The organism is Streptomyces antibioticus (genome assembly GCF_002019855.1).
Lineage (GTDB): Bacteria > Actinomycetota > Actinomycetes > Streptomycetales > Streptomycetaceae > Streptomyces > Streptomyces antibioticus_B.
In genome coordinates, this window is the sequence record NZ_CM007717.1 from 150,693 (window position 1) to 174,352 (window position 23,660).

At 71.6% G+C, this 23,660-nt stretch carries 19 protein-coding genes; 17 read left to right on the forward strand and 2 right to left on the reverse strand.

Annotation, left to right across the window (positions count from 1 at the left end):
* The first annotated feature begins 4 nt into the window (after positions 1-4).
* The 9 genes from AFM16_RS00695 (at position 5) to AFM16_RS00735 (ending at position 8,531) form a co-directional block, all read left to right on the forward strand.
* On the forward strand, positions 5-1,045 hold the full coding sequence (locus AFM16_RS00695; RefSeq protein ID WP_051780556.1) for an ABC transporter ATP-binding protein: 1,041 nt from the start codon (positions 5-7) through the stop codon (positions 1,043-1,045).
* Positions 1,042-2,181, forward strand: coding sequence for an ABC transporter ATP-binding protein (locus tag AFM16_RS00700; RefSeq protein WP_245177583.1), 1,140 nt, complete (start codon positions 1,042-1,044; stop codon positions 2,179-2,181). The genes AFM16_RS00695 and AFM16_RS00700 overlap by 4 nt, the downstream gene beginning before the upstream one ends.
* Entirely contained in the window at positions 2,178-3,038 is an 861-nt protein-coding gene (locus tag AFM16_RS00705; protein ID WP_143648285.1) for a hypothetical protein, read from the forward strand. Before AFM16_RS00700 ends, AFM16_RS00705 begins: the two co-directional genes overlap by 4 nt.
* 13 nt (positions 3,039-3,051) lie before the next feature.
* Complete coding sequence (gene menC / locus AFM16_RS00710; protein WP_078631592.1) at positions 3,052-4,197, forward strand: o-succinylbenzoate synthase; 1,146 nt, start codon at positions 3,052-3,054, stop codon at positions 4,195-4,197.
* On the forward strand, positions 4,194-5,033 hold the full coding sequence (locus tag AFM16_RS00715) for a M55 family metallopeptidase (protein ID WP_078631594.1): 840 nt from the start codon (positions 4,194-4,196) through the stop codon (positions 5,031-5,033). The genes menC and AFM16_RS00715 overlap by 4 nt, the downstream gene beginning before the upstream one ends.
* Positions 5,026-6,186 (forward strand): M20/M25/M40 family metallo-hydrolase, encoded by a 1,161-nt coding sequence (locus AFM16_RS00720; RefSeq protein WP_078631596.1) that lies wholly within the window; start codon positions 5,026-5,028, stop codon positions 6,184-6,186. Before AFM16_RS00715 ends, AFM16_RS00720 begins: the two co-directional genes overlap by 8 nt.
* Positions 6,187-6,212: 26 nt before the next feature.
* On the forward strand, positions 6,213-7,145 hold the full coding sequence (locus AFM16_RS00725; RefSeq protein ID WP_078631597.1) for a S66 peptidase family protein: 933 nt from the start codon (positions 6,213-6,215) through the stop codon (positions 7,143-7,145).
* A 181-nt stretch (positions 7,146-7,326) separates the two neighbouring features.
* Entirely contained in the window at positions 7,327-7,779 is a 453-nt protein-coding gene (locus AFM16_RS00730) for a GNAT family N-acetyltransferase (protein WP_209313209.1), read from the forward strand.
* 149 nt (positions 7,780-7,928) lie between these two features.
* Positions 7,929-8,531 (forward strand): hypothetical protein, encoded by a 603-nt coding sequence (locus AFM16_RS00735; RefSeq protein ID WP_078631600.1) that lies wholly within the window; start codon positions 7,929-7,931, stop codon positions 8,529-8,531.
* A gap of 238 nt (positions 8,532-8,769) precedes the next feature.
* Here AFM16_RS00735 and AFM16_RS00740 read toward each other — a convergent pair whose 3' ends face one another.
* A complete protein-coding gene (locus tag AFM16_RS00740) occupies positions 8,770-9,261 on the reverse strand; it encodes a nucleotidyltransferase domain-containing protein (RefSeq protein ID WP_179123358.1) in 492 nt (163 codons plus the stop codon).
* Between the two features lie 494 nt (positions 9,262-9,755).
* Here AFM16_RS00740 and AFM16_RS00745 point away from each other — a divergent pair, with 494 nt between their 5' ends.
* The 8 genes from AFM16_RS00745 (at position 9,756) to AFM16_RS00780 (ending at position 21,812) form a co-directional block, all read left to right on the forward strand.
* Complete coding sequence (locus AFM16_RS00745; RefSeq protein ID WP_256861259.1) at positions 9,756-11,177, forward strand: serine hydrolase domain-containing protein; 1,422 nt, start codon at positions 9,756-9,758, stop codon at positions 11,175-11,177.
* A complete protein-coding gene (locus tag AFM16_RS00750; protein ID WP_078631606.1) occupies positions 11,174-12,208 on the forward strand; it encodes a dipeptidase in 1,035 nt (344 codons plus the stop codon). The genes AFM16_RS00745 and AFM16_RS00750 overlap by 4 nt, the downstream gene beginning before the upstream one ends.
* Positions 12,209-12,355: 147 nt before the next feature.
* The gene (locus AFM16_RS00755; RefSeq protein ID WP_078631607.1) at positions 12,356-14,458 is read left to right on the forward strand and encodes a dipeptide ABC transporter ATP-binding protein; all 2,103 of its coding nucleotides are present in this window, start codon (positions 12,356-12,358) and stop codon (positions 14,456-14,458) included.
* A gap of 103 nt (positions 14,459-14,561) precedes the next feature.
* Positions 14,562-15,512, forward strand: coding sequence for an ABC transporter permease (locus AFM16_RS00760; protein WP_078631609.1), 951 nt, complete (start codon positions 14,562-14,564; stop codon positions 15,510-15,512).
* Positions 15,509-16,453 (forward strand): ABC transporter permease, encoded by a 945-nt coding sequence (locus AFM16_RS00765; RefSeq protein WP_078631611.1) that lies wholly within the window; start codon positions 15,509-15,511, stop codon positions 16,451-16,453. Before AFM16_RS00760 ends, AFM16_RS00765 begins: the two co-directional genes overlap by 4 nt.
* A 94-nt stretch (positions 16,454-16,547) precedes the next feature.
* The gene (locus AFM16_RS00770; RefSeq protein ID WP_078631613.1) at positions 16,548-18,416 is read left to right on the forward strand and encodes an ABC transporter substrate-binding protein; all 1,869 of its coding nucleotides are present in this window, start codon (positions 16,548-16,550) and stop codon (positions 18,414-18,416) included.
* A 7-nt stretch (positions 18,417-18,423) separates the two neighbouring features.
* Positions 18,424-19,719 (forward strand): erythromycin esterase family protein, encoded by a 1,296-nt coding sequence (locus AFM16_RS00775; protein WP_167797126.1) that lies wholly within the window; start codon positions 18,424-18,426, stop codon positions 19,717-19,719.
* Positions 19,716-21,812 (forward strand): prolyl oligopeptidase family serine peptidase, encoded by a 2,097-nt coding sequence (locus AFM16_RS00780; RefSeq protein ID WP_078631616.1) that lies wholly within the window; start codon positions 19,716-19,718, stop codon positions 21,810-21,812. Before AFM16_RS00775 ends, AFM16_RS00780 begins: the two co-directional genes overlap by 4 nt.
* A 66-nt stretch (positions 21,813-21,878) precedes the next feature.
* Here AFM16_RS00780 and AFM16_RS00785 read toward each other — a convergent pair whose 3' ends face one another.
* Complete coding sequence (locus AFM16_RS00785) at positions 21,879-23,540, reverse strand: PucR family transcriptional regulator (RefSeq protein ID WP_078631618.1); 1,662 nt, start codon at positions 23,538-23,540, stop codon at positions 21,879-21,881.
* Positions 23,541-23,660 lie beyond the last annotated feature (120 nt).

Consider the following 23,660-nt stretch of genomic DNA (forward strand, 5'->3'; position numbering starts at 1 on the left):
CGCGATGCTGGAGGTCAAGGACCTCAGAGTCACGTATCGCGGCGGCGGGCGCACCGTGCCCGCCGTGCGCGGGGTGGACCTCACCCTGGACGCCGGGCAGACGCTCGGCCTGGCCGGCGAGTCCGGCTCGGGCAAGTCCACCCTGGCGATGAGCCTGCTACGGCTGCTGCCGGCCGCCGCCGAGGTCACCGGCCAGGTGCTCTACCAGGGCGAGGACCTGCTCACCGCCAACTGGAGCCGGATGCGCGCGGTGCGCTGGGCGGAGGCGTCCGTGGTCTTCCAGGGCGCGATGACCGCCCTCAACCCGGTGCACACCATCGGTGACCAGCTCGTCGAGCCGATCCTGCTGCACGGCCGCAGGGCCGGCGAGGAGGGCGGCCGGATCACCGACAGGCAGGCCCGCGCCCGCGCGGCCGAGCTGCTGGAGTCGGTGGGCGTCCCGGCGCGGCGGATGCGCAGCTATCCGCACGAGTTCTCCGGAGGCCAGCGCCAGCGCATCATGATCGCCATGGCGCTGGCCTGCCGCCCGAACCTGGTCATCGCGGACGAGCCCACCACGGCGCTCGACGTGATGGTGCAGGCCCAGATCCTGGACCTGCTGTCGGACCGGGTGCGCGACGAGGGCATCGGCGTCATCATGATCAGCCACGATCTGTCCGTCCTCGGCCAGATGTGCGACCGCCTCGCGGTGATGTACGCCGGTGAGCTGGTGGAGTCCGGCCCCTCCCGGCAGCTCCTGGACGACCCCCGGCACCCGTACACCCGGGCGCTGTCCCGCGCCTTCCCCACCATCGGCGACCCCGCCTCCCGGATGGCGCCGGCCGGGCTGCCCGGCGACCCGCCCGACCCGGCCGCCCTCGGCGCGGGCTGCCCCTTCGCGGCCCGCTGCCCCGAGGTGCACGAGGTCTGCGACAGCAGCCCCGTCGCGCTGTGGCCAGCCGGTCCCGCACGGCAGTCCGCGTGCCTGCGGGTGCTGCCCGGGTTCCCGAACGTCCCCACGGCCCCGCACGAGCCCGAACCGTCCCCGGAAGGAGCCCGCTCATGACCGTCACCACCCCGGGCACGGTCACCGGACCCGACGCGGCCACGGCGCCCGCGCTGGAGGTCCGCGACCTGCACATCACCTACCCGCCCCGGGCGGGCCGCGGCCCGGCCCGCGCGGTGGACGGCGTCGACCTCCATCTGGGCCGCGGCGAGATCCTCGCCCTGATCGGCGAGTCCGGCTGCGGCAAGTCCACCCTGGCCCGCGCCCTGACCGGACTGGTGAAACCCACGTCCGGCGAGGTGCTGTGCGACGGCGTGCCGCTGCGCCACACCAGCGCCGCGCTCAAGGCGCACCGCCGCAAGGTCCAGTTCGTCCTCCAGGACCCCGGCGGCGCCCTCAACCCGCGGCAGAACGTGTTCGACGCGGTCGCCGAGGGCCCCCGGCTGCACCGGATGAAGGACGGACTCGAACAGCGCGTGCACGCCGCCCTGTCCAAGGCCGGGCTGCGCCCTCCGGAGCAGTTCCTGTCGCGCTTCCCGCACGAGATGTCCGGCGGTCAGCAGCAGCGCGTCGTGATCGCGGGCGCGCTGGCGCTGGAGCCCTCGGTGATCGTCGCCGACGAACCGGTGGCCTCGCTGGACGCCTCCGTGCGCGGCGAGATCCTCAAGCTCGTCCTCGACCTGCGCCGCGACCTCGGCCTGTCCTCCCTGGTGGTCAGCCATGACCTGGGGCTCGCCTGGAACATCGCCGACCGGGTGGCGGTGATGTACCTGGGGCGGATCGTCGAGGTGGGCACCGTGGAGGAGGTCCTGCTCGCGCCGAAGCACCCGTACACCAAAGCGCTGCTGTCGGTGGTGTCCGCACAGGGCGGGCCCGGTGAACGCCGGCCCCAGCTCCTCCAGGGCGAGCCGCCGGACCCGACGGACGTGCCCGAGGGCTGCCGGTTCCATCCGCGCTGCCCGGTGTGGGCCGGTCTCGACGCGGCGGGGCGCGCGGAGGCGGGGTGCGATCGGCGGACGTTGCCGGTCCTTTCCACGCGGGGGCCTTCTTCGGCGGCGGAGTCGTCGCAGGCGTCGGGGTCGGGGTCGGGGTCGGGGTCGGAATCGGACCAGGCGTCGGAGTCGGCGTCTGGGTCGGAATCGGCGTCCGCTCCGATGGGCGGTAGGGCCGCGTGTCACCTCGTGAGTGTGTCGTGAACGCGACGGCGACACCGAGGTGCGCGGCCGGTACCCGTCCGGCTGCGCCGCTGGTCGTACGGGACGTGGACGGCCCGCTGGAGATGGCCGACTGCGTCGCGCTGTACGAGCGGGTCATGGGCCTGCGCCCCGGCGACGGCAGCCTCAACCCACGCCTGCTGACCGCCCTCCAGGACAACAGCGGCCTGGTCGTCGGCGCCTATCTCGGGGAGGCGCTGGTGGGGTTCACCTACAGCTTCCTCGCCCGCGAACGGGACACCGACGGACAGGGCCCGCGCCTTTACCAGTACTCCCAGTTGGCCGTGGTGGCGCACGAACGCCAGGGCCTCGGCATCGGACGGCTCCTCAAACTCGGCCAGCGCGACCGCTGCCTCGCCGAGGGGACGACGCTGATCCGCTGGGCGTACGACCCGATGCAGACCCGCAACGCCCACTTCAACCTGGACGTGCTCGGCGCGGTGGTGGACGCGGTCAAGCCCGCGATGTACGGCGCCTCGGGCTTCGGCGCCGCCACCGGCGAGTCCACCGACCGCTTCATCGTCTCCTGGCACCTGGACGCCCCGGCACGGCCCGCCGCGCCCGCTCCCGGTGCGCTGCCGGGCGGCTGGAGCGTCGGCCAGGTGTACGACGACGGCGACGACCGGATCGTGGTCCTGCCCGACGACTGGCTCCGGCTGCGCGCCGACGCCGGTCCGGAGCACGCCGCCCGGCTGCGCGGCCGTCTCACGTCCGCCTTCGCCCGGCTGCTCGCCGACCGTACGGCCGTCTCGTGCGTACGGCTGCCCGACGGCCTCGCCGCCTATCGCTTCATCCCCCGTGCCGCCGCGCCCGGCACCGCCCTCCGGGCCTCTTGTTAGGACGACTCCGCACATGACCGTCACCCTTGCCGAGATCGAGCTGGCGCTGGTCCGCCTCGATCTCGTCCACTCCTTCGAGACCAGCTCCCACCGCAAGTCGTATCTGGAGCACATCGTCGTCCGCGCGACCGCCGAGGACGGCAGCGTCGGCTGGGGCGAGTGCGCCTCGCCGAGCGACCCGTTCTACTGCGGCGAGTCCACCTGGAGCTGCTGGCAGGTGCTCGGCGAGTACCTCGCCCCGATGCTGCTCGGCCGGCCCTGGGACCACCCCGAGGACGCGGCCCGGCTCACCGCGAAGGTGAGCGGCAACCACTTCGCCCGCGCGGGCCTCGACATGGCCTGCTGGGACCTGTACGGGCAGCGGCGCGGCGAGCCGCTGGCCGATGTGCTCGGCGCCGCCGCCGAGGCGGTGCCCGCCGGGGTCAGCCTCGGCATCGAGCCGACGATCGACGCGCTGCTCGCCCAGGTCTCCCGGCATGTCGCCGACGGCTACCGCCGGATCAAGCTGAAGATCCGCCCCGGCTGGGACCTCGAACCGGTCCGCGCCGTCCAGGACGCCTTCCCCGGCGTCGCCCTCCAGGTGGACGCCAACACCGCCTACCGTCCCGAACAGGAGGCCGTACTCGCCGAGTTGGACGGACGCGGCCTGCTGATGATCGAGCAGCCGTACGCCGCCGGCGACCTGCTCTCGCACGCCCGGCTCGCCGCCCGCCTCGACACCCCGGTGTGCCTGGACGAGTCGGTCACGACCCCGGACGTGCTGCGCACCGCGCTGCACCTGGGCGCGGCCGACGTCGTCAACATCAAGGTGTCCCGGCTCGGCGGGCTCGGCCCGTCGAAGACGGTGCACGACCTGTGCCTGGACGCCGGGGTGCCGGTGTGGTGCGGCGGGATGCACGAGTTCGGCATCGGCCGGGCCGCCAACCTGGCCCTCGCCGGACTGCCCGGCTTCACCCTGCCCTCGGACGTCTCCGGCTCCGACAAGTACTACCGGCAGGACATCGTCACGCCGCCGATCCGCGCCGTGGACGGCATGGTCACCGTACCGCGCTCCCGGCCCGGCATCGGCCTCGACGTGGACCTCGGCCGGCTGAGCCGGCACACCACGCGCACCTGGACCATCCGTCCCGGCGCCACCCTGGAAGGAAAGGCAGCATGAAGGTCCTGATCTCCGCCGACATGGAGGGCGTCACCGGCGTCACCTTCCCCGACGACTGCGAGCCAGGACACGCGCGTTGGGAGTACAACCGGCGGTTCCTGACCGCCGACGTCAACGCCGCGATCGCCGGATTCGCCGCCGCCGGCGCCACCGAGATCCTCGTCAACGAGGCCCATGCCGACCAGCGCAACCTGCTCCTCGACCGGCTCGACACCCGGGCCACGCTGCTGATCGGCACGCACAAGCCGCTCGGCATGATGGAGGGCATCGATCGCTCCCCCGACGCGGTCGCCTTCGTCGGCTACCACACCGGCGCGGGCCAGCCGGGCGTCCTCGCCCACACCTACCTCCCGAACACCATCACCGCGGTGCGCATCAACGGCGAACCGGCCTCCGAGGGCCGCATGAACGCGCTGCTCGCCGACGAGTACGGCGTCCCGGTCGTCCTGGTCACCGGCGACGACCTGTGCTGCGAGGACGCCCGCGACTGGGCGCCGCACGCCGCCCACGCCGTGGTCAAGACCTGCGTGGACCGTTACTCCGCGATCTGTCTGCCGCCGGAGGTGAGCGCCGCGCGCATCACCGAGGCCGCGCGCGAGGGTCTCGCGGCCCTCCCCGCCTCCGGGGGACCGACGGCGCCGCCCGCCGAGGGTTACACCTACGAAGTGTCCTTCGACGCGGCCCACTTGGCGCCCGCCGCCAGCTACATCCCCGGCGTCGTCCAGACCGACCCGCTGACCGTGCGGTTCACGCTGCCGACGATGTACGAGGCGATCCGCTGCTTCCGCGCGCTGACCCGGGTGGTCACCTCGGCCGTGGAGAACTGCTATGGCTGAGCCCACCGAACTCCTTTCATTGGTTCGGACGTTCGGCGACGCGGCCCTCGAACGCTGGTCGCGTCTCGTGTCGTTGGAGACCCCGTCCGGCGACGCCGACCGCGCGGCGGTGTTCGGCAGGGAACTGGCCGCGGGCCTCGCCGCCACCGCCGACCGCGTCGAGCAGCCGCCGGGACCGGGCGGCGACCACCTGGTGGCGTACTGGAACGGGCGTGAGACCACCGACGACGGCTCCCCTGCCGGACACACACTCCTCGTGGCACACAGCGACACCGTCTTCCCGGCCGGGACGGTCGCCCGGCGCCCCTTCACACTCGCCGAGGACGGGGACACGGTCACCGGACCCGGGGTCTTCGACATGAAGGGTTCCCTGGTCGCCGTCGAGCTGGCCATGGACCTGCTGTCCCGTACGGGCGCCACGCCCAGGCGTCCGGTACGGCTGGTGGTGGTGAACGACGAGGAGATCGGCAGCCCCGACGGCAGCCGCCTCGTGGCCCGGCACGCCGAGGGCGCCCACGCGGTACTCGGCCTCGAACCGCCGTTGCCCGGAGGCGCGTTGAAGATCGGCCGGCGTGGGGTGGCCCGGGTACGGCTGCGTGTGCGCGGGGTGAGCGCCCACGCCGGGCTCGACGCCGCCCTCGGCGTCTCCGCGATCGACGAACTCGTGGACCAGCTCGCCCGGTTGCGGGCGACGGCCGACGCGCTCCCGGACGCCGCGCTGAACGTCGGCACGATCAGCGGCGGGACCCGCGCCAATGTCGTCGCCGACCACGCGGAAGCAGAGATCGGCCTGCGCTATGCCACCGCCGAGACGGAACGGGCCCTGATGTCGGCTTTGTTGGAGCCGACGCCGGTACGGGAGCGCGCGGCGCTGTCCGCCGAGAAGCTGTCTCATCGCCCGGCATGGGCGATGGACCCGGCCAATCCCTTGGCTGCCGAACTCACGACGCTGGCCGCCGCATTGGGCCTGGCTCTCCCCATCGGCTCCTCCGGCGGCGCGGGCGACACCAACCTCACCGGCGCGCTCGGCATCCCGACGGTCGACGGCCTGGGCCCGGCGGGCGCGGGCGCCCACGGCGAGGACGAACACGCCTCGCTGTCCTCCCTGTTGGAGCGGGCGGCGCTCGTCGCAACGTACCTGAACACCCACTGACCCCTGTCTTGCCAAGGAGCACCACCATGCCCCTCACCCTCCCCTCCGAGGGCCTCATCCGCCCCGCCGCGCCCAAGCCCGGTGACCGTGTCGCCGTGATCGCCGCCAGCGGACCGACCGACCAGGAAAACCTGGAGATCGGCCTGGAGTCGCTGCGCGGACTCGGCTTCCAGCCGGAGGTGTTCGCCTCCGCGCGGGCGACCGGCGAGTACCTGGCCGGGGACGACGCGCTGCGCGCCCGCGATCTGACCGCCGCGCTCACCGACCCGGCGTTCACGGCCGTCTTCTGCGCCAACGGCGGCTACGGCGCCCAGCGCACCCTGGAACTGGTCGACTGGGACGCCATCGGCACGCCCACTCCGCGCACCGTCATCGGCTTCTCCGACGTGACGGCGCTGCTGGAGGCGGTGGCGGTGAAGCTGGGCTGGACGGGCCTGTTCGGCCCCATGCCCGCCATCCGCGGCTTTCACCCCGGCCGCGCCGACTTCGACGGCCTCGCCGCGCTCCTCACCGACCCGGCCTCGGTGAAGGAGCTGCGCTTCCCGGACTCCCGGCCGCTGGTCGGCGGCACGGCCGAGGGCATCACCCTGGGCGGCACGGTCACGCTGCTCGCCTGCTCCCTCGGCACGGACACGTCGCTGCCCGCGCGCGGCGGCATCGTCCTGCTGGAGGACGTGGACGAGGAGACCTTCCGCCTCGACCGCTTCCTCACCCAGCTCCGCCGCGCCGGCTACTTCGACGGCGCGTCCGGCATCGTCTGCGGCACCTTCACCGACTGCGGCACCCGCGAACGCGTCGAGCAACTCCTCCACGACCGCCTCGGCGACCTCGGCATCCCGGTCCTGGTGGGCGCGGACATCGGCCATGGGGTGCCTCAGCAGACGTTCCCGATCGGGACACGGGCCCGCCTTGACGCCGATGGGGGTGTGCTGACGTTCTTGGACGCGGTGCTTGGCTGAGGCGGTGGGGGGGGCGGGGCGTGTGCAGGTGAGGGGTGCGCGCGTGGGCGGGTCACGGGGGACGTCGATCCGCCTCCCTACCGCCTCCCCGGCACCCGATCTTGACGTGGCCGGCGATCGTGACGTCAGATGCAGTGAGAAGCAGGTGTCGGCAGGCGGCACCGCTGTAGGGGGGCTCAGCGTGTTCATCACGGAAGAGGGCGTTTTCGATCCTGATGAAATGCTGAGTCTCTACGCGTCGGTCGGCTGGGAGGGCTACACCGCCGACGTCGACAAACTCTGCCGTGGCCTGCGGAACTCCCACCTCGTCATCACCGCACGAGACGGCTCAGGAACACTCCTCGCCCTGGCCCGCACCATCTCCGACGACGAACACATCTGCTACGTCCAGGACGTCGTGGTCAACCCTGCACATCACCGGCAGGGCATCGGTCGAGCCCTGATCGAGCACCTCATGCGGCGCTACTCGCACTGCCGCTTCTTCCTCCTGTCCACAGACCACGAGTCGTCACCGGAAGGCCGGCGCAACCACGCCTTCTACCGGAGCCTTGGCTTCCTGTCCTACGAGGAGAAGCAGATGGCAGGCTTCGGCCTGCCCAGACATCGCCCGGACCTGCGCGAGACAACCCCATAGAGGGTCGCCCCTCCCGGGGCCGCCGCACCGTCGGTGGCGCGGTCGCCCTGCGCGGAGCGTGCCCGAGCTTGCGGTGCTGCGTTGTCACCTGTCGGTACGATGATCCCCGAGGCGTGCTTGAGCCGCCGGTATCTCGACTCGGGGACTCGATGGACACGTGGCAAGACCTGGCAGCGGTGGTGGAGGAGCGTCTGGCGGCCATGTCGTCAGGCGAGCGTGGAGTCTTCGCCGCCGGCGCCGCGGAACGGCTCATGTGCCGGCATGAAGCATTGCCCGAGGAAGATCGGGCGCCGTTCACCATGAGCCTGCGACCTCTCTTGAACTCCGTGTGGGAGGCCGTCCTCGGGGACTCGACCGCTTTCACTGCCGTGAAACGCGGGGTGGCCGAGTACTTGCTCAGCGACTATTGCCACAACGACGGCCAGGACGGTCCCGACGACGCGGACGAGCACGCGGCAGCCGCGACACTCCATGCCGCGCACGCCTACCTGTTCGAGTGCGCGGACTTCGCAATCTGGGCCAGCCGCCGGGCCGTGGACGCTGTGGATGAGCAGCTCCAGTACCTCGACGAGTCGGATGAGGACACACCCGACCTCGACGAGGCCCTTGTTGCCGAGCTCCGTCGGCAACTTGAGGATCTCGACCTCATCGCGACGTACTCGAAGGACCTGCGGTACGCGTCCCTGGGCCTGCCCATCGGCACGTCCGTCCGGCTCCGCGTGGAACTGCGTACTCCCCTCTCTGCTCGCTGAGTTCGTTCACCATCGCAGAGGTGGTGGTACGCGAACCGGCAGTCCCGTCTCGGCGATTGCAATGCCGATCCCCGATCGACAGGTACGACCAGCCCTCCAATCAGCGTGCACGGCCACCTCGTTCCAGACGCCTCACACCAACGCCCGACCAGCCTGGCCGCCTCATGGCGGCGGGCATGATCGGGAGCGGCTGCTTGACTATCCAGCCCTACTGACGCCACGTGAGCCTCGGCGCAGATCAAAAGTGCGTGGCGATTCCGAAGACCCGGCGTAGTTGTGCCATGTCATGCCGGTCGCGTTGCGATGGTTCGTAGCCCTGGTGGAAGTACACCTGCTGCTCGGCGGACAAGCACGCGACGGGTGTGCCCTGGATGGTGCCCGTCACGAAGCAGGAGGAGGGATAGACGAAGGGACGTTGCGGGTCGGGTGACGCCTGCACGGCCGAGCCGTCGCCGCTGAATACCAGTGGATGAAGATCGATCTCCCGGCCGTCCTGTGCTGTCATGACGAATCGGACTGGCCTCCAGTCCAGGCTCTCCACGAAGCCCGCCGCGCTGAGAGCCGCCAGCACGGTAACTTCCTGGTCCTGCCGGTGCATGAGGTCCAAGTCGCGGTGGTCACGGGTCTGTTCACCTACCAAGGCATCGATGCCCCATCCGCCACCGACCCAGACATCGGCGCCTGCCCGCCGCAACAGCGCCACAATGAACAACACTTCATCAGGTGACATCACCCGGTGCAGGCTAGGAGCCTCGGCAGCCGACGGCGAACGATTTCTCTCGGGAGCGGGGCGACGCGACGGTGGCTGCGGCTGTGGGGGCCGTAGCCCGAACCGGGGCGGCCCCGTCGGGCCGCCCGCGGACGGCCCGCGGACGCCGATCAGGACCCTGACACCCCGCACGGGGTGATGGAGCGAACGCCCCAAGCGCCTACGCCTGGGCGAAGATCTCCGCCCGCAGACGTTCGTACTCGGCACAGGCAGACGGCTCGCCGTCGAAGTAGTCGTCCCAGAAGCCCGGGCGTTGCCATTCCTTCGGTGCCAGCGTCAGTGGGTCGTCTCCCAGCTCTGGGCGACCCAGCAGTCGCCCGCGTCCGGACCCCCGCACCAACCCACACCCCCCACTTGGTCCCAGCGGACGAAGTCCGCTCCTCCCCCAGCTCATAGGCTCCCCCGCACCGAGCAGGAGGGATGCCATGGTGGAGTCGGGCGGGCTGGACGGGCAGGTGGGGCTGGACCGGGTCGGGGTGTGGTTGCGTGCGCGGTTGCCCGGGTTGCTCGAAGAGTGCGGTGTGCCGGGGGGCGCTGTGGCCGTCGCAGTGGGTGAGCGGGTGGTGGAGAGTGCGGCCGGGGTGCTGAGCACGGCCACCGGCGTGCGGGCCACGGTGGACTCGCTCTTCCAGATCGGCTCGATCACCAAGGTCGTGACCGCGACGCTGATCATGCAGTTGGTCGACGAGGGGAAGCTCGATCTCGACGCTCCGGTGCGGGACGTCCTCCCCGAGTTCCGCATCGCCGACGCGGAGGCCGCGCGGAGGATCACTCCACGCCAACTGCTGTGTCACGTAGCCGGGTTCGAGGGGGACGTCTTCACCGACACCGGCAAGGGTGACGACTGCGTGGAGAAGTACCTGGGCGCCCTCCATGACGTGCCGCAGCTCTTCGAGCCCGGTGCGATGTTCTCGTACAACAATGCCGGGTACTGCGTGCTCGGGCGGATCGTCGAAGTGGTGTGCGGTGAGCCGTTCGATGTCTGTGCACGCCGTCGGCTGTTCATGCCACTCGGGATGACCCACACCGCGGGTGATCCTTATGAGGCGATCGTTCACCGTGCGGCCGTGGGGCATGTCGAGCGTGCGCCAGGAGGGCCGCTCGAGCCGTCCCCGGTCTGGGCTCTCGCTCGCTCCAATTCTCCGGCCGGCTCGATGCTGGCCATGCGCCCCCGGGATCTCGTCGCCTTCGCCCGGATGCACCTCGCGGAGGGTCGGGGCCCCGATGGTCGTTCCGTGCTGAGGTCGGACAGCGTCCGGGCCATGCGGCAACCGCAGGTCACCCTTCCCGACATCGGCCAAGGCACCGCGTGGGGGCTGGGCTGGGAGCTGTACGACACTCCGGACGGCACCGTCGTCGGGCACGACGGCAACACCATCGGTCAGTCGGCCTTCCTTCGCCTAGTGCCGGAACGGCGGCTCGCGCTGGCCGTCCTCACCAACGGTGGGCGGTCACGGCAGGTGTACGCCGAGGTGGCCGACCGTGTCCTCGGCGAACTCACCGAACTCACCGAGCTCGGCGAACTCGGCGAAGTCCGGTCGGTCGAAGCCCACGCGCCCGAGCAGGGTGCGGCCGAGTCGTCGCCGCCGCTGGAGGCGTCGCGGTACGCCGGTACGTATCTGTCCAGCACCTCCCGGACCACCGTCCGCGGTGACGAGCACGGGCGGTTGTGGCTGGAGCGCATCCCCCTGGGGGTCGCCGCCGATCTGGACGAGTTGCCGTACCGGACGGAGCTCGTGCGGTGGCGCGGGGACACATTGCGTCCCGTCGAGCCGGAGCGGGGCGTGTGCACGCCGATCGCGTTTCTCGGTGACGACGGGGAGGGGCGTGCGCTGTTCCTGCACGACGGGCGGGCCGATCGGAGGGTGTCGTCGTGAACGTGCTGCACAGGCGGGCCGTCGTCGCCGATCTGCACAACGATCTGCTCTGCGCGGTGGTCGCGCGGCCGGTGGACCGCTGGGCCGGGTTCTTCCGGGAGCGGTGGCTGCCGCAGTTGCGGGCCGGCGGGGTGAACCTCCAGGTGCTGCCGGTGTTCGTCGAGGATCCGTACCGGCCGGAGGGCGCGCTGCGGCGGACGTTGCGCATGATCGAAGCGGCCCACCGGCTCGCCGCCGGCAACAAGGACGCCGTCGCGCTGTGCGCGGACGGTGCCGAGATCGACCGGGCGCTCGCGGTGGGCCGGATCGCCCTGGTGCTGGCGCTCGAGAGCGCGCCCGGCGTGGGCGAGGACGTCGAACTGCTGGAGACGCTGTTCCGGCTGGGGGTCAGGATCGCCTCCCTGGCGCACTTCGGGCGTACCGCGCTGGCCGACGGCAGTGGAGAGGACGGGACGGGCGGCCGGCTCACCCGTGCCGGGGTCGCCGCGCTGGCCGAGATGGAGCGGCTGGGCATGCTCCTGGACGTCAGTCATCTGGGCGCGGCCGGGGTCGAGCACGTCCTGGAGCTGGCGTCCCGGCCGGTGCTCGCGACGCACTCCGCCGCGCGGGCCCTCTTCGACCATCACCGCAACCTGACGGACGAGCAGATCCGGGGCGTCGCGGGCGGAGGCGGGGTGGTGTGCGTGAACTTCTTCGCCCCCTATCTGCATGAGAACGACTACACCGTCGACCGGCTCGTGGATCACATCGAGCACATCGTCGGGGTGGCCGGTGTCGAGCATGTCGGGCTGGGGCCGGACTTCATCAAGGAGGTCCTCGCCGACACCACTCCGCCGTGCTGCGAGCGCACGCTCGTCGAAGGCGTGCCGGCCGACGCCTATCTGCCCGGGCTGACCGGGCCGGCCGGGCTTCCCCTGGTCACCGAGGCGTTGCAGCGGCGTGGCTGGCGCGACGACGACATCGTCGCCGTGCTGGGTGGCAACGTGCTGCGGCTGTTCCACGCCGGACTCGGCCGGCCCGCAGCCGTCTGACCGGGCCGGAAACACGGTCCCGTACACCTGCGGACGTTCTTCGTACGACTCGACGGGCGCTGAGCCGAAGCTTCGGTGAACCGGACGAACGGCGGCCGCGCATCGCATCCCACCATCGACGGGTGGCCAACGAAAGGGAGCGCTACCGTGCGCACGAACGATGACCGCGGGGAGCCGCGTCCAGGCGCGGACGACCGCCGTGTGCTGACGATTCGCGATCTGTCGGTCGAGATACGGCGTGGCGACCGGGTCGTCCGTCCGGTCTCGGGGGTCGGCCTGACGCTCGACCGCGGGGAGACCCTGGGGATCGTCGGAGAGACCGGTTCGGGCAAGTCCATGACCGGTCTGGCGATCATGGGCATGCTGCCGTCCGGCGGCCGGGTGACCGCCGGCTCGATCGATCTCGGCGGCACGGAACTGGTCGGGCTGCCCCCGGCCCGGTACCGGGCACTGCGCGGCAACGACATCGCGATGGTGTTCCAGGACTCCATGACGGCGCTCAACCCCACCCGGCGCGTCGGCGAGCAGGTCGCCGAGCCGGTGCGTCTGCACCGGGGCGCGACGAAACGGGCCGCGCGTGCGCGCGCCGAGGAACTGCTCGCCCTGGTCGGGATACCGAGACCGGCCGAGCGGATGGACGACTACCCGCACCAGCTCTCGGGAGGCATGCGGCAGCGCGTCATGATCGCCATGGCGCTGGTGTGCGAGCCGCGTGTCGTCATCGCCGACGAGCCGACGACGGCCCTGGACGTCTCGGTCCAGGCGGAGATCCTCGATCTTCTGGACGACCTCAAGGCGCGGCTCGGCATGTCGATGATCCTCGTGACCCACGACATGGGGGTGATCGCCCGTCACGCCGACCGGGTGGGTGTGATGTACGCCGGTCAGGTGGCCGAGACCGGGCCGACCGCCGCCCTCTTCGAGCGCACGCGGCACCGCTACACGCACGCGCTGCTGTCCTCGATCCCCTCGCTCACCCAGGACCGGCGCGAAAAGCTCTTCAGCGTTCCCGGCGCACCGCCGGATCTGGCCGTGGTCTCCGCCGGGTGTCCCTTCGCTCCGCGCTGTACGGCGGCGACGGACCGCTGTCGCGAGGAGCGGCCGACGGCGGCCGAGGACAAGGGCGGTCATACGTACGCGTGTTGGCATCCGGTGTCCGGTCCGACGGTCCGGAGCCGGCCGGCGGCAGTCCTCAGCGTTCCTTCCCCCAGCACACCTTCGGCCGAGCAGGAGGAGCCGAAAGCACCCCGGCTCCAAGTCCTCGACCTCGTACGCGAATACCCGGTGGGCCACCGTCGGCTCCTTGCAACCCGCCGCACGGTCAAGGCCGTTTCCGGGGTCAGCTTCGAGGTGGCGGCCGGCGAGACCTTCGGGCTGGTCGGGGAATCGGGATGCGGCAAGTCCTCGTTGGGGCGGATGCTCGTGGCCCTGGACCGGCCCGACTCCGGTGAGGTGCGCTTCGACGGCACGCCCGTGTCCGGGATGAGTTCCCGTGAACTGGGGCCGCGTCGGGCCCAGTTGCAGATGATGTTCCAGGACTCCAACGCCTCCCTCGATCCCCGGATGCGCATCGGGGCGATCCTCCGCGAGCCGTTCGCCATCCAGGGGATCGGGAGCCGTGCCGAACGGGCCGCCAGGGCCCGCGAGTTGCTGCGGGATGTGGGGCTGCCCGCGGGCGTTCTCGAGCGCTACCCCCATGAACTCTCCGGCGGCCAGCGGCAGCGGGTGGGACTGGCCAGGGCGCTCGCCCTGGACCCGAATGTGCTGGTCGCCGACGAGCCGGTCAGCGCGCTGGACGTCTCGGTGCGTTCGCAGGTCCTCAACCTGATGCGCCGTGTCCAGCACGAACGCGGTCTGAGCAGTGTCGTCATCTCCCATGACCTGGCGGTCGTGCGGTACTTGGCCGACCGGGTCGGCGTCATGTATCTCGGCAAGCTGGTCGAGACGGGCAGCACGCAGGAGGTGTACGCGGCGCCCGCGCACCCCTACACCGCCGGACTGCTCGCCGCGGTCCCCGAGGCCGATCCGGGACCGCCGCGCCCCCGGACGGCGGCCCGGCTGCGCGGCGAGCTGCCGAGCCCTCTCGATCCGCCGAGCGGCTGTCGGTTCCGCACCCGGTGCGCGTTCGCCACCGAGGTGTGCGCCACCACGGAACCCGAGCCGACGGCTCTCGACGGCACCCATCGCGTCGCCTGCCACCACCCGTTGCGGTCGGACGCCGCCCGGTCCGTGGAGCTGACGGCACGATGACGCGCTCCTCCCCTCGTCCCCCGCTCGCCCGGGGCGCACGGCGGTCCGGCAGATCCGCCACATCCGGTCAATCCGGGAGATTCGACAGAAAGGAAACGCACGCATGACCTGGTACGTGCTCCGGCGGACGGCGATCTCCTGTGTCGTCCTGCTCGGGATCTCCGCGGCGGTGTTCTTCCTGCTGCACCTGGTGTCGGACGATCCGGGCCGTGTCGTCCTGGGGCAGCGCGCCTCGCAGGACGCCGTGGCCGACTTCAACCGGGAGCACGGCTTCGACCGTCCGCTGGTCGTGCAGTACGTCAGCTATCTGGGCCAGCTCCTGCACGGGGATCTGGGCAGGAGCTACAAGCTGAACGAGAACGTGGGCGCGCTGCTGGGGCAGAACGCCGGGCGCAGCGCCGTGCTCTCGCTGGCCGGCCTGCTGCTCGCGCTGCTGATCGCCGTCCCTCTCGGCATCCTCCAGGCGGTGCGACGGAACCGGCTTCTCGACCGGGGTGCCACCGCGGTCGCCTACGTGCTGTACGCGACCCCGTCGTTCCTGCTGGGCCTGATCCTGATCGCCGTGTTCAGCCAGTTCCTGCCGTGGTTCCCGGCGGAGGCGTCCCGGTCGCACTCCTCCTGGGTCGTCCTCACCGATCCCCGCGCCATGGCACTGCCCGTCATCACGCTCGCCGTCACCAGCGTGGCGATCTTCTCCCAGTACCAGCGCTCCTCGGCACTGGACCAGCTCGGCCAGGACTACATCCGGGTCGCGCGGGCCAAGGGTCTGCCCGAACGGCTGATCCTCACCCGCCATCTGCTCCGCAACGCCTGCCTGCCGCTGATCACTCTGGCCGGCACGCTGATCCCCACGCTCCTGGCGGGCAACCTGATCGTCGAATCGCTCTTCAACTACCCGGGCCTGGGGCTGTTGTTCCTCAACAGCCTTCAGCACGAGGACTATCCGGTGCTCCTCGCCTACACCCTCATCGGCGGTGTCCTGACCGTGGCCGGCAACTTCGTCGCCGATCTCGCGGTGTTCGCCGCCGACCGTCGAATCGAGCTGTCGAAATGACCGCACACCAGGTGAGTTCGGCCGAGGTCACGGAGCCGCACGGCGCGGTGCCCCCGGAGGCCGACTCCGCCGAACTGGCCGCGCTCTCCCCGCGACGACGCGGGTTCTCGCCCCGGGCCGTGCTGCGTACGCTGCGCCACCATCCGCTCGGTGTCGCCGGCGCGCTGCTCCTGATCCTCGTCTTCGGCTTCTGCTTCCTCGGCCCGCTCCTCCACCGCACCGACCAGACCGACGTGGGCCTGCTCAACGCGGCCCTGCCTCCCGGCCCCGGCCACCCGCTGGGCACCGACACGAACGGGTTCGACGTCCTGGGCCGGCTGATGGCGGGCGGCCGCGTGTCCTTGCAGATCGGACTGCTCGCCGCGCTCTTCGCCACCACCCTGGGCACGCTCTACGGCGCCGTCGCCGGACTGGCCGGCGGACTGCTCGACGGCTTCCTGATGCGCGTGGTCGACACGCTGCTCTCCGTTCCGTTCCTCTTCTTCGTCCTCATCCTGTCGGCGCGGTTCCACGCGAACGCCGTGTCCCTGAGCCTGGTGATCGGCGGCTTCTCCTGGCTGGTCTCCGCCCGGCTGGTCCGCGGTGAGGTCCTGACCCTGCGCGTGCGCGAGTACGTCCTGGCGGCGCGGGTCATGGGCACGTCGCGGCGGCGGCTCATCCTCACCCATCTGATCCCCAACGCGCTCGGCGTGATCATCGTCAACATCACCTTCCAGGTCGCCGACGCGATCCTGGTCGTCGCCTCCCTGGGGTTCCTGGGGTTCGGACTGACCTACCCCACCGCGGACTGGGGCAGCCAGCTCGCCAGCGGGGCCACCTACATCTCCGCCGACTACTGGTGGCTCATCTATCCGGTCGGCGGCTGCATCGTCGTGACCGTCCTCGCCCTCAACCTGCTCGCGGACGCGCTCCGCGACACGCTCGGGCGACGGGCCGACTGACCTCGGACCGTGTCGACCGCGGGCCGTGTCGACCGCGGCCCCTACCGGGCCCGATGCCCGGACCCACCTCACCGCACTTCGCAAGGAGCTCTCCATGACGCATGTCTTCGGTACGCCGCGCGGGCGCGCTCTCGCCGCGCTCCCCGCCGTCCTCACCCTGCTCGCCACCGCCGCCTGCACCGGCGGAGGCGGGGGCCGGGCCCAGGACGTCCAGGGCAGCTACGGCACGCTTCCGAAGGAGTCGGGGAAGCCCAAGGACGGCGGGACGGCCACCATCGCGCTCACCCCCGGGCTCAGCCCCAACTACATCTACCCCTACCCTCCCGCCTCGGCGAACGGGACGGTCATCGCCCGTGGACTGATGTGGCGTTCCCTCTACCGTCCGAGCGGAGAGGGCGACCAGATCACGGACAGCGCGCTGAGCCTGGCCGACGCGCCCGTCTACAGCGCCGACCGCAGGACCGTGACCATCAAGATGAAGGACTACACCTGGTCCAACGGCAGACCGGTCACCGCCGACGACGTCGTCTTCTCCCTCGCCCTGCTCAAGGCGGCGCTCAAGGAGAGCCCGGCCAACTGGAGTTTCTACACCCCGGACCAGTTCCCGGACGGAGTCACCGCACGGGCCACCGCCGCGGACACCCTCACGCTCACCCTCGAGACCGCCTACAACGAGTCGTATCTCCTGTCGATGCTGACGCTCCTCTACGTGATGCCGTCCGAGGAGTGGAACATCGCCCGCACCGGCGGCCCGCACCTCGACTACACCGAGCCGAAGAACGCCAAGGCGATCTACGCCTACCTCACCGAACAGTCCGAGTCGCAGTCGACGTTCGCCTCCAACCCGTTGTGGCAGGTGGTCAACGGCCCCTACCGGCTGAAGAGTTTCGACCCGACGACCGGGTCGTACTCCTTGGCGCCGAACGCGTCCTACAGCGGGCCGGGCGAAGCGCGACTCGACCAGGTCGACTTCAAGTCGTTCACGTCCGGCGCGGCCGTGCTCAACCAGTTCAAGGCCGGCAGCCTGACGGTGGGCACCCTGGACTCCAGCTTCATCACCCAGATCGACGCCCTGAAGCGCAAGGGCTATCACGTCTACGGTGCCCCGGCGCCCGCCCGGTTCGATCCGCTGGTCCTCAACTTCGAGAACACGTCCGGCAATTTCGACAAGATCATCGCGCAGCCGTACGTGCGGCAGGCGCTGCAACACCTCATCGACCAGCAGGGGTACATCAAGAGCCGGGGCGTTCACAACGGCGCCGCCTCGCCCAACTACAGCACCGGGGGCAGCGGTTCCCCCTACCCGCCCCGGTTCGGCGACAAGGCGCCCTATCCGTACGACCCGGCCGCGGCGAGGAAGCTTCTCACCGACAACGGCTGGACCGTGACGCCGGGCGGCTCCACCGTCTGCGAACACCCCGGCACCGGGGCGGGCGAGTGCGGTGCCGGTATCCCGCGCGGGCAGACCATCGACTTCACGCTCGCGTCCGCGAACACCCCCGCGTACGTCGGCGCCCGGGACACCGCCTTCGCCTCGGAGGCCAAGAAGCTCGGCATCAAGATCACCATCGTGACCAAGTCCCTCAACTACCTCTACACCAACTACGGCAACAGCTTCGCGCCCGCCAACAAGGACAAGTGGGCGACCGAGGACTACGGGCCCCTGTATCTGGCGGCCGGCTACCCGAGCAGCAACACCGTCTTCAACAGCGACGGCAGCTTCAACCTCGGCGGATACCGCAACACCGAGGCGGACCGGCTGATCAACGCCTCGACGTTCGGGGCCGACCCGAAGGTCCTCTCCGACGAGGTCACCTTGCTGTCCAAGGATCTGCCGGTCCTCTTCTTCCCGACCCCGCACACCCTGGTCGTGTGGAAGAAGTCCCTCTCCGGTCCGCCGTCCTCGTTCAACGCGCTGCTCAGCTTCCTGTACACGCCGGAACTGTGGTCCTTCCGCGACTGAGATGGACATGCACGCGAACACGCCTGCCGCGACCGTCGATGTGGTGCGTGAACTGATCGGTGACGCCCGCGTGGTGGCGCTCGGCGAGGGCGCGCACAACATCATGGAGTTCCATGGCCTGAGGGACCGTCTCTTCCGCTTCCTCGTAAGGGAGTTGGGGTTCACCGGCCTGGTCCTGGAGTCCGGCTTTCCCGAGGGGCTGTCGGTCGACCGGTGGATCCACGGCGGCCCGGGAGACGTCGAGACGATCGCCCGCGAGGGCATCACCTACGGGTTCGGCGCGTGCGAGCCGGTGCACCGGCAACTGCGCTGGATGCGCCGGCACAACACACGGTCCGCACGGCAGGTCGCCTTCCACGGAATGGACCTGCCCGGGTCGTCCACCTCCCCCGGACCCGCCGTCCGCGCCTGCCTCGACCGGCTTCCGCCCTCCCCCGGTGACGGCGAGCTGCTGCGGCTGAGCGATCTCGGCGGGCGCTCGGAGGCCGCCGTGCGGTACGCGGCGATGCCCGATGCCCAACGGGCGCGGCTCACAAGGGGACTTGAGGAACTGGAGCGGCGGGCGCTGCGATTCCGTGACGAGCGCGGGGCGGACGACGAGAACGCGCGGATCGCCTCGTGGTGCGCCGCCTCGCTGCGGGCCTTCGTCGCGGAGGCCGCGGTCGCCTCCGACCCATGCACCGAGCCCGGGGAGCCGTATCCGCGGGAGGTGTTCATGGCGCGGAGCGTGGAGCAGGTGCTCCACAGGGAGCGGCGTGTCGTGGTCAGCGCGCACAACGCGCACGTCCGCCGCTCCCCCTTGCACGGCCGGCCCACCCTGGGCGGTCTGCTGGCCGACACCCTGGGCTCCGACCTGGCCGTCATCGGGACCACCTACGGGTCCGGTCCCGAGGTCGGCTTCACCCAGCGCTCCCCGCGTCCGTTCGACTGCGACGTCTCCCTCGGCTCGCGGATCCTGACGCCGCACTGCGTGGAGACGCGGCTGGAGAGTCTCGGCCTCCCCGTCGCCGTCGTGGACACACGCCGCGCCCCGGCCGGCTTCTTCGACGGCGTCGAAGGCACCCTCGCCGCCGGGGGCCTCGACCCGGTCGACGACTTCCCCGCCGCCTACGACGCGCTGATCCACTTCCGGCGCGTCACCCGGGTCCCGGGGGCGTTCGAGCGGCTCCGCGCGGAGACCGAGGCGGCCTCGGCCCAAGCCCTCGGCACCGGCGCGGACGCGTCCGCCCGGCCCGTGCAGCCCGTACGTCCCCGCGACCCCGACGCCCGCCCCGAGGACATCGATCATCCGGAGTCACCGTGAACGTCCCCACCCGTCCCGCCTATCCGCCCGCGCGTACCGTCGACGTCCACGAGGACGTCGCGGGTGTCCGGGTCCCTGACCCCTACCGATGGCTGGAGCCGGAGACCGAGGAGGTACGGCACTGGCAGCGCCGGCAGGCCGACCTCGCGACCGCCGTGAGCTACGACGGGGCGGACCCCGCGGCCGTAAGGGCGCTGATCGAGGCGCATGAGCGCGGCGCCCGGCCCGACCTGCCGCGGTACGCCGCCGGTCGCTGGTTCCGTGCCGTGACCCCGCCCGGTCGCACAGCGCCGACCGTGCTCGTCGCCGACAGTCCGCTCGGCGAGGGGCGCGCCGTGGTCGACCTGTCGCGTTTCGGCAGCGGGCGGAATCCGGCCTGTCTGTCCTGGCTGATGCCGTCACCCGACGGCCGCGTCGTGGCGCTGGGCGTCTGCGCCGACGGCAGTGAGCACAACACCATCCGGCTCGTGGACACCGACTCGGGGCGGGTCCTCGACGGGGCGCCGCCGCAGGTCCTGCACAGCGCGTGGGCCGGCGGGGTCTCGTGGCTGCCCGACAGCAGCGGGTTCTACTTCTTCGCGCTCGCCGGTCCGGCGCGGGAGTTCCGGCAGGCGACCTACCTCCACCGCCTCGACGCGCCGTCGCGGAACGGATCCGGTGGAGGCACGACGACGGTGGAGCCGATCCCCGTCGGCGCGGGCTCCCGCGAGTACACGCTCGTCCAGGTCTCGGCGGACGGCCGCTGGGCGGTCGCGAGCCACCGCGTCGGCAGCCCGGTCCCGATCGCCGTACGCGACCTGTCCCGGCCCAGCACGGGCTGGCGCCCCTTCCTCACCGCGTGCGCGGGGACGGTCGCCGGTCACATCGTCGGGGACCACTACGTCGCGGTGACCGACGTCGGCGCCTCGCGGGGCCGGGTCGTCGCCCTGCCGCTGGACGCCGACGACCCCAACGACCCCGCGATCTGGGCCGAGTTGGTGCCCGAGGGCGACACGGTGCTGCGGTCGCTGTCCGTCGTCGGTGAGCATCTGTACCTGAGCGAGTTCGACCGGACCTTCGCCAGGGTCCGGATCCTCGACCGGTCGGGCGCCGTGACCGGGGAGGTTCCGCTGCCCGGCCGGGGAGCGCTCGCCGCGCCGTTCTTCGCGCTGACCGGTCTGGCGGCAGGAGCCCCGCCGGACGACTTCGTGTTCGCCTTCTCCACCCTGACGAGTTCCTGGGGCGTCTACCGGCACCGGCCCGGCGAGCCGGAGGTGGAGACCCTCGCCGCGCCCGCGGTCGTCCTCGACGCGGAGCTGACGGCGGCCCACGCCGTCGCGCCCGACGGCACGGCCGTCCCCTACCACGTGGTGCGGCCGGCGGGCAGCGACCCGGGGCGGCCGGCACCGACCCTGATCTGCGCCTACGGCGCCGCGAACGTGCCCACGCTGCCGCAGTACCAGGCCGACCTGGCCGCCTTCGTCGCCGCCGGCGGCGTCCTCGTCCAGGCGTATCTGCGCGGCGGCGGCGAGTTCGGCCGGGACTGGTACCTGGCCGCCCACCGGGAGCACAAGCATGTGCGGGACGACGACCTGGTCGCCGTCGCCGAGCACCTGATCGCCACGGGGCTCACCCGGGCCGACCGGCTCGCGCTGACGGGCGGGTCCGACGGCGGCCTCATGTGCGGCGTCGCCGTCACCACACGGCCCGACCTGTGGTGTGCCGTCCTGCCGCGCGCGCCGCTGCTGGACCTCATCGGCGGCCTGCGCGATCCCTACCTCGACTTCGTCATCCGCAAGGCGTGGGCGGACCCGGACGACCCGCGGCAGGTGCGCCGGCTTCTCGGCCTGTCCCCGTACGAGTTGGTGCAGCCCGGGGAGTTCCCCGCGGTGTACGTCCAGGCCGGCGCGGCCGACCCGCGGTGCCCGCCGTCGCAGGCCCGCAAGTTCGCCGCCCGGCTGCAGGCGGCACAGCGCGGGCCGGCCCCGATCCTGCTGCACGTCTTCGACGACGCCGGCCACGGGGCGGCGACCTCGCCCGAGGTCGCGACCGCCCAGGACGCCGAGTGGCTGGCCTTCCTCATCGGCACCCTGGGACTGGCGGCACCGGCCTGAGGGGTATCGGGGACGCCGGGCGGGCAGCAATCGCAAGGTGTGGCCGCGGGCCGCCGTACACCGGGCTCAGTCGGCGTCGGCGGCGTCCCGGAGGGCCATCAGGCGTAGCTGGAGCATGGCCGACAGGCGGGCGTCCGGGTCGCCGAGGTCGATGCGGCCGACCTCGGCGGCGCGCCGCAGCCGGTAGCGGAACGTGTTGGGGTGCACGAACATCGCCGCGGCCGCCACGGCGACGTCCCCGAAGGCGTCGAGCCAGCTCCGCAGGGTGTCGACCAGGTTGGCCTGGTGCGTCGCGTCGTAGGCGACGATCCGCGCGACGGCGCCGCTGGGGATGTCGCCGCGGGGCACGAGGTCGGCGAGTTCGAGCAGCAGCGCCTCGACATGGACGTCGTCCAGGCGGGCCACCTGCTGGGCCGCGTTGCCGGAGCGCAGGACGCGCAGGGCGCGTTCGGCGCCGGAGCGTGATCTCGCCAGCGCCGAGCTGTCCGCGGCCAGCGGACCCACCCCGATCAGCGGACGCAGGCGGGAGCCGACGCGGGCGAGGAACTCGGTGGCGATGGTGGCCGCGCGTTCCTCGGCGTCCTGCCGGTTCTGGGTGAGCAGCGGCAGGATTCCGTAGGCGATGTCACCGATCAGTACGGCCGTGGCGCGCGGGTGGACGGCGGACAGGTGCATCGCAAAGGCGTCGGTGATCCGTTTGCGTTCGGTGGCGAGCCGGGCGGGCAGCCGGTGCTGGGTCGAGGTGTCGACGACGGTGAGCGCGAGGACGGCCATGGGTTCGTTCTTCAGGCCGAGGCGGCGGATCGCCTCGGGTGATCCCGGGCCGCTTTCGAGGGCGGTGGCCACCAGCTCCGCCCGGAGGCGTCGCTCCCGGTCGGCGTCGGCGCGCTGCCACACCATGTGCATGGCGACGAGCTTGGACGCCTCGTAGAGGGCTTCGTCGCGTTCCTTTCCGAGGGGCTCGTGGACCACCACCCAGATCGTGCCGAGAATCTCGTCCCCGGCACGGACCGCGATCGCCGCCCGGGGCAGCTCGGGCTGCACCGTGTCGTCGTCGGGGTCGGGCAGAGCGGCCACGAAGACGGGCCGGTCGCTGCGGTAGATCTCCTGGAACACCCCGCGTTCCTCCAGGATGCGGGTGTAGTGCTCGGGAACCTGCCGGCCCAGGATCGTCTGGACCCTCGAGGGGTCGACGTCCTCCTGCCGGCCGGAGAAGGCCAGCAGGCGCGAGTTGCGGTCCTCGATGGTGACGGGGGCGTTCAGCAGCGCGGCGACGGCGTTGGCGACGGCGAAGAGGTCGCCGGAGCCGGTCCGGCCGGGCGCGGAGGCGTCGGTGTCGTACGGGTCGGCGTGGGCGGCCGTCAGCGTCCGGAGCATTCCCGCCAGGTGCGTCCAGGACGCGCCGCGGGCGAAGGACAGGACGGTCACGCCGGACGTACGGGCCGCGGCGCGCAGCTCTTCGTCCGGTTCGACGGGGGCGCGTACCACCAGTGCGGTGGCGTGGGACCGGCCCAGTTCGGTGACGACCCGCGCGATGTCGGCGGGATCGTGCAGACCCACGCCGAGGACCAGGGCGTTCTCGGGCAGTTCCGGTGCGTCGAGCGGGTCGTGGATGACGACCCCGCCGATGTCGCCGGCCCGGTCGTCGGAGCCGCACACCACGCCGAGGAGTGTGGTGCCGAGTTCTTCCAGGACTCGTCCGAGGCTCGCTCGGGGGAGGCTGGTCATGGGGGTGAGCACATGGCCGAAACTAGCCTTGCGCGCGTGCGTCGCCGTTGGTGGTCCATGACCGAATTCTGGCACCTGGTTCGTCCGGCCGGACGGATGAAGGGTGGGGACGGCTCGTCT

Bases quoted from the DNA above. Each gene is read 5' to 3' on its own strand.
- AFM16_RS00695 (WP_051780556.1), top strand. From the start codon at position 5: ATGCTGGAGGTCAAGGACCTCAGAGTCACGTATCGCGGCGGCGGGCGC.
- AFM16_RS00700 (WP_245177583.1), top strand. From the start codon at position 1,042: ATGACCGTCACCACCCCGGGCACGGTCACCGGACCCGACGCGGCCACG.
- menC (WP_078631592.1), top strand. From the start codon at position 3,052: ATGACCGTCACCCTTGCCGAGATCGAGCTGGCGCTGGTCCGCCTCGAT.
- AFM16_RS00715 (WP_078631594.1), top strand. From the start codon at position 4,194: ATGAAGGTCCTGATCTCCGCCGACATGGAGGGCGTCACCGGCGTCACC.
- AFM16_RS00720 (WP_078631596.1), top strand. From the start codon at position 5,026: ATGGCTGAGCCCACCGAACTCCTTTCATTGGTTCGGACGTTCGGCGAC.
- AFM16_RS00725 (WP_078631597.1), top strand. From the start codon at position 6,213: ATGCCCCTCACCCTCCCCTCCGAGGGCCTCATCCGCCCCGCCGCGCCC.
- AFM16_RS00735 (WP_078631600.1), top strand. From the start codon at position 7,929: ATGGACACGTGGCAAGACCTGGCAGCGGTGGTGGAGGAGCGTCTGGCG.
- AFM16_RS00740 (WP_179123358.1), bottom strand. From the start codon at position 9,261: ATGTCACCTGATGAAGTGTTGTTCATTGTGGCGCTGTTGCGGCGGGCA.
- AFM16_RS00760 (WP_078631609.1), top strand. From the start codon at position 14,562: ATGACCTGGTACGTGCTCCGGCGGACGGCGATCTCCTGTGTCGTCCTG.
- AFM16_RS00765 (WP_078631611.1), top strand. From the start codon at position 15,509: ATGACCGCACACCAGGTGAGTTCGGCCGAGGTCACGGAGCCGCACGGC.
- AFM16_RS00770 (WP_078631613.1), top strand. From the start codon at position 16,548: ATGACGCATGTCTTCGGTACGCCGCGCGGGCGCGCTCTCGCCGCGCTC.
- AFM16_RS00775 (WP_167797126.1), top strand. From the start codon at position 18,424: ATGCACGCGAACACGCCTGCCGCGACCGTCGATGTGGTGCGTGAACTG.
- AFM16_RS00785 (WP_078631618.1), bottom strand. From the start codon at position 23,540: ATGACCAGCCTCCCCCGAGCGAGCCTCGGACGAGTCCTGGAAGAACTC.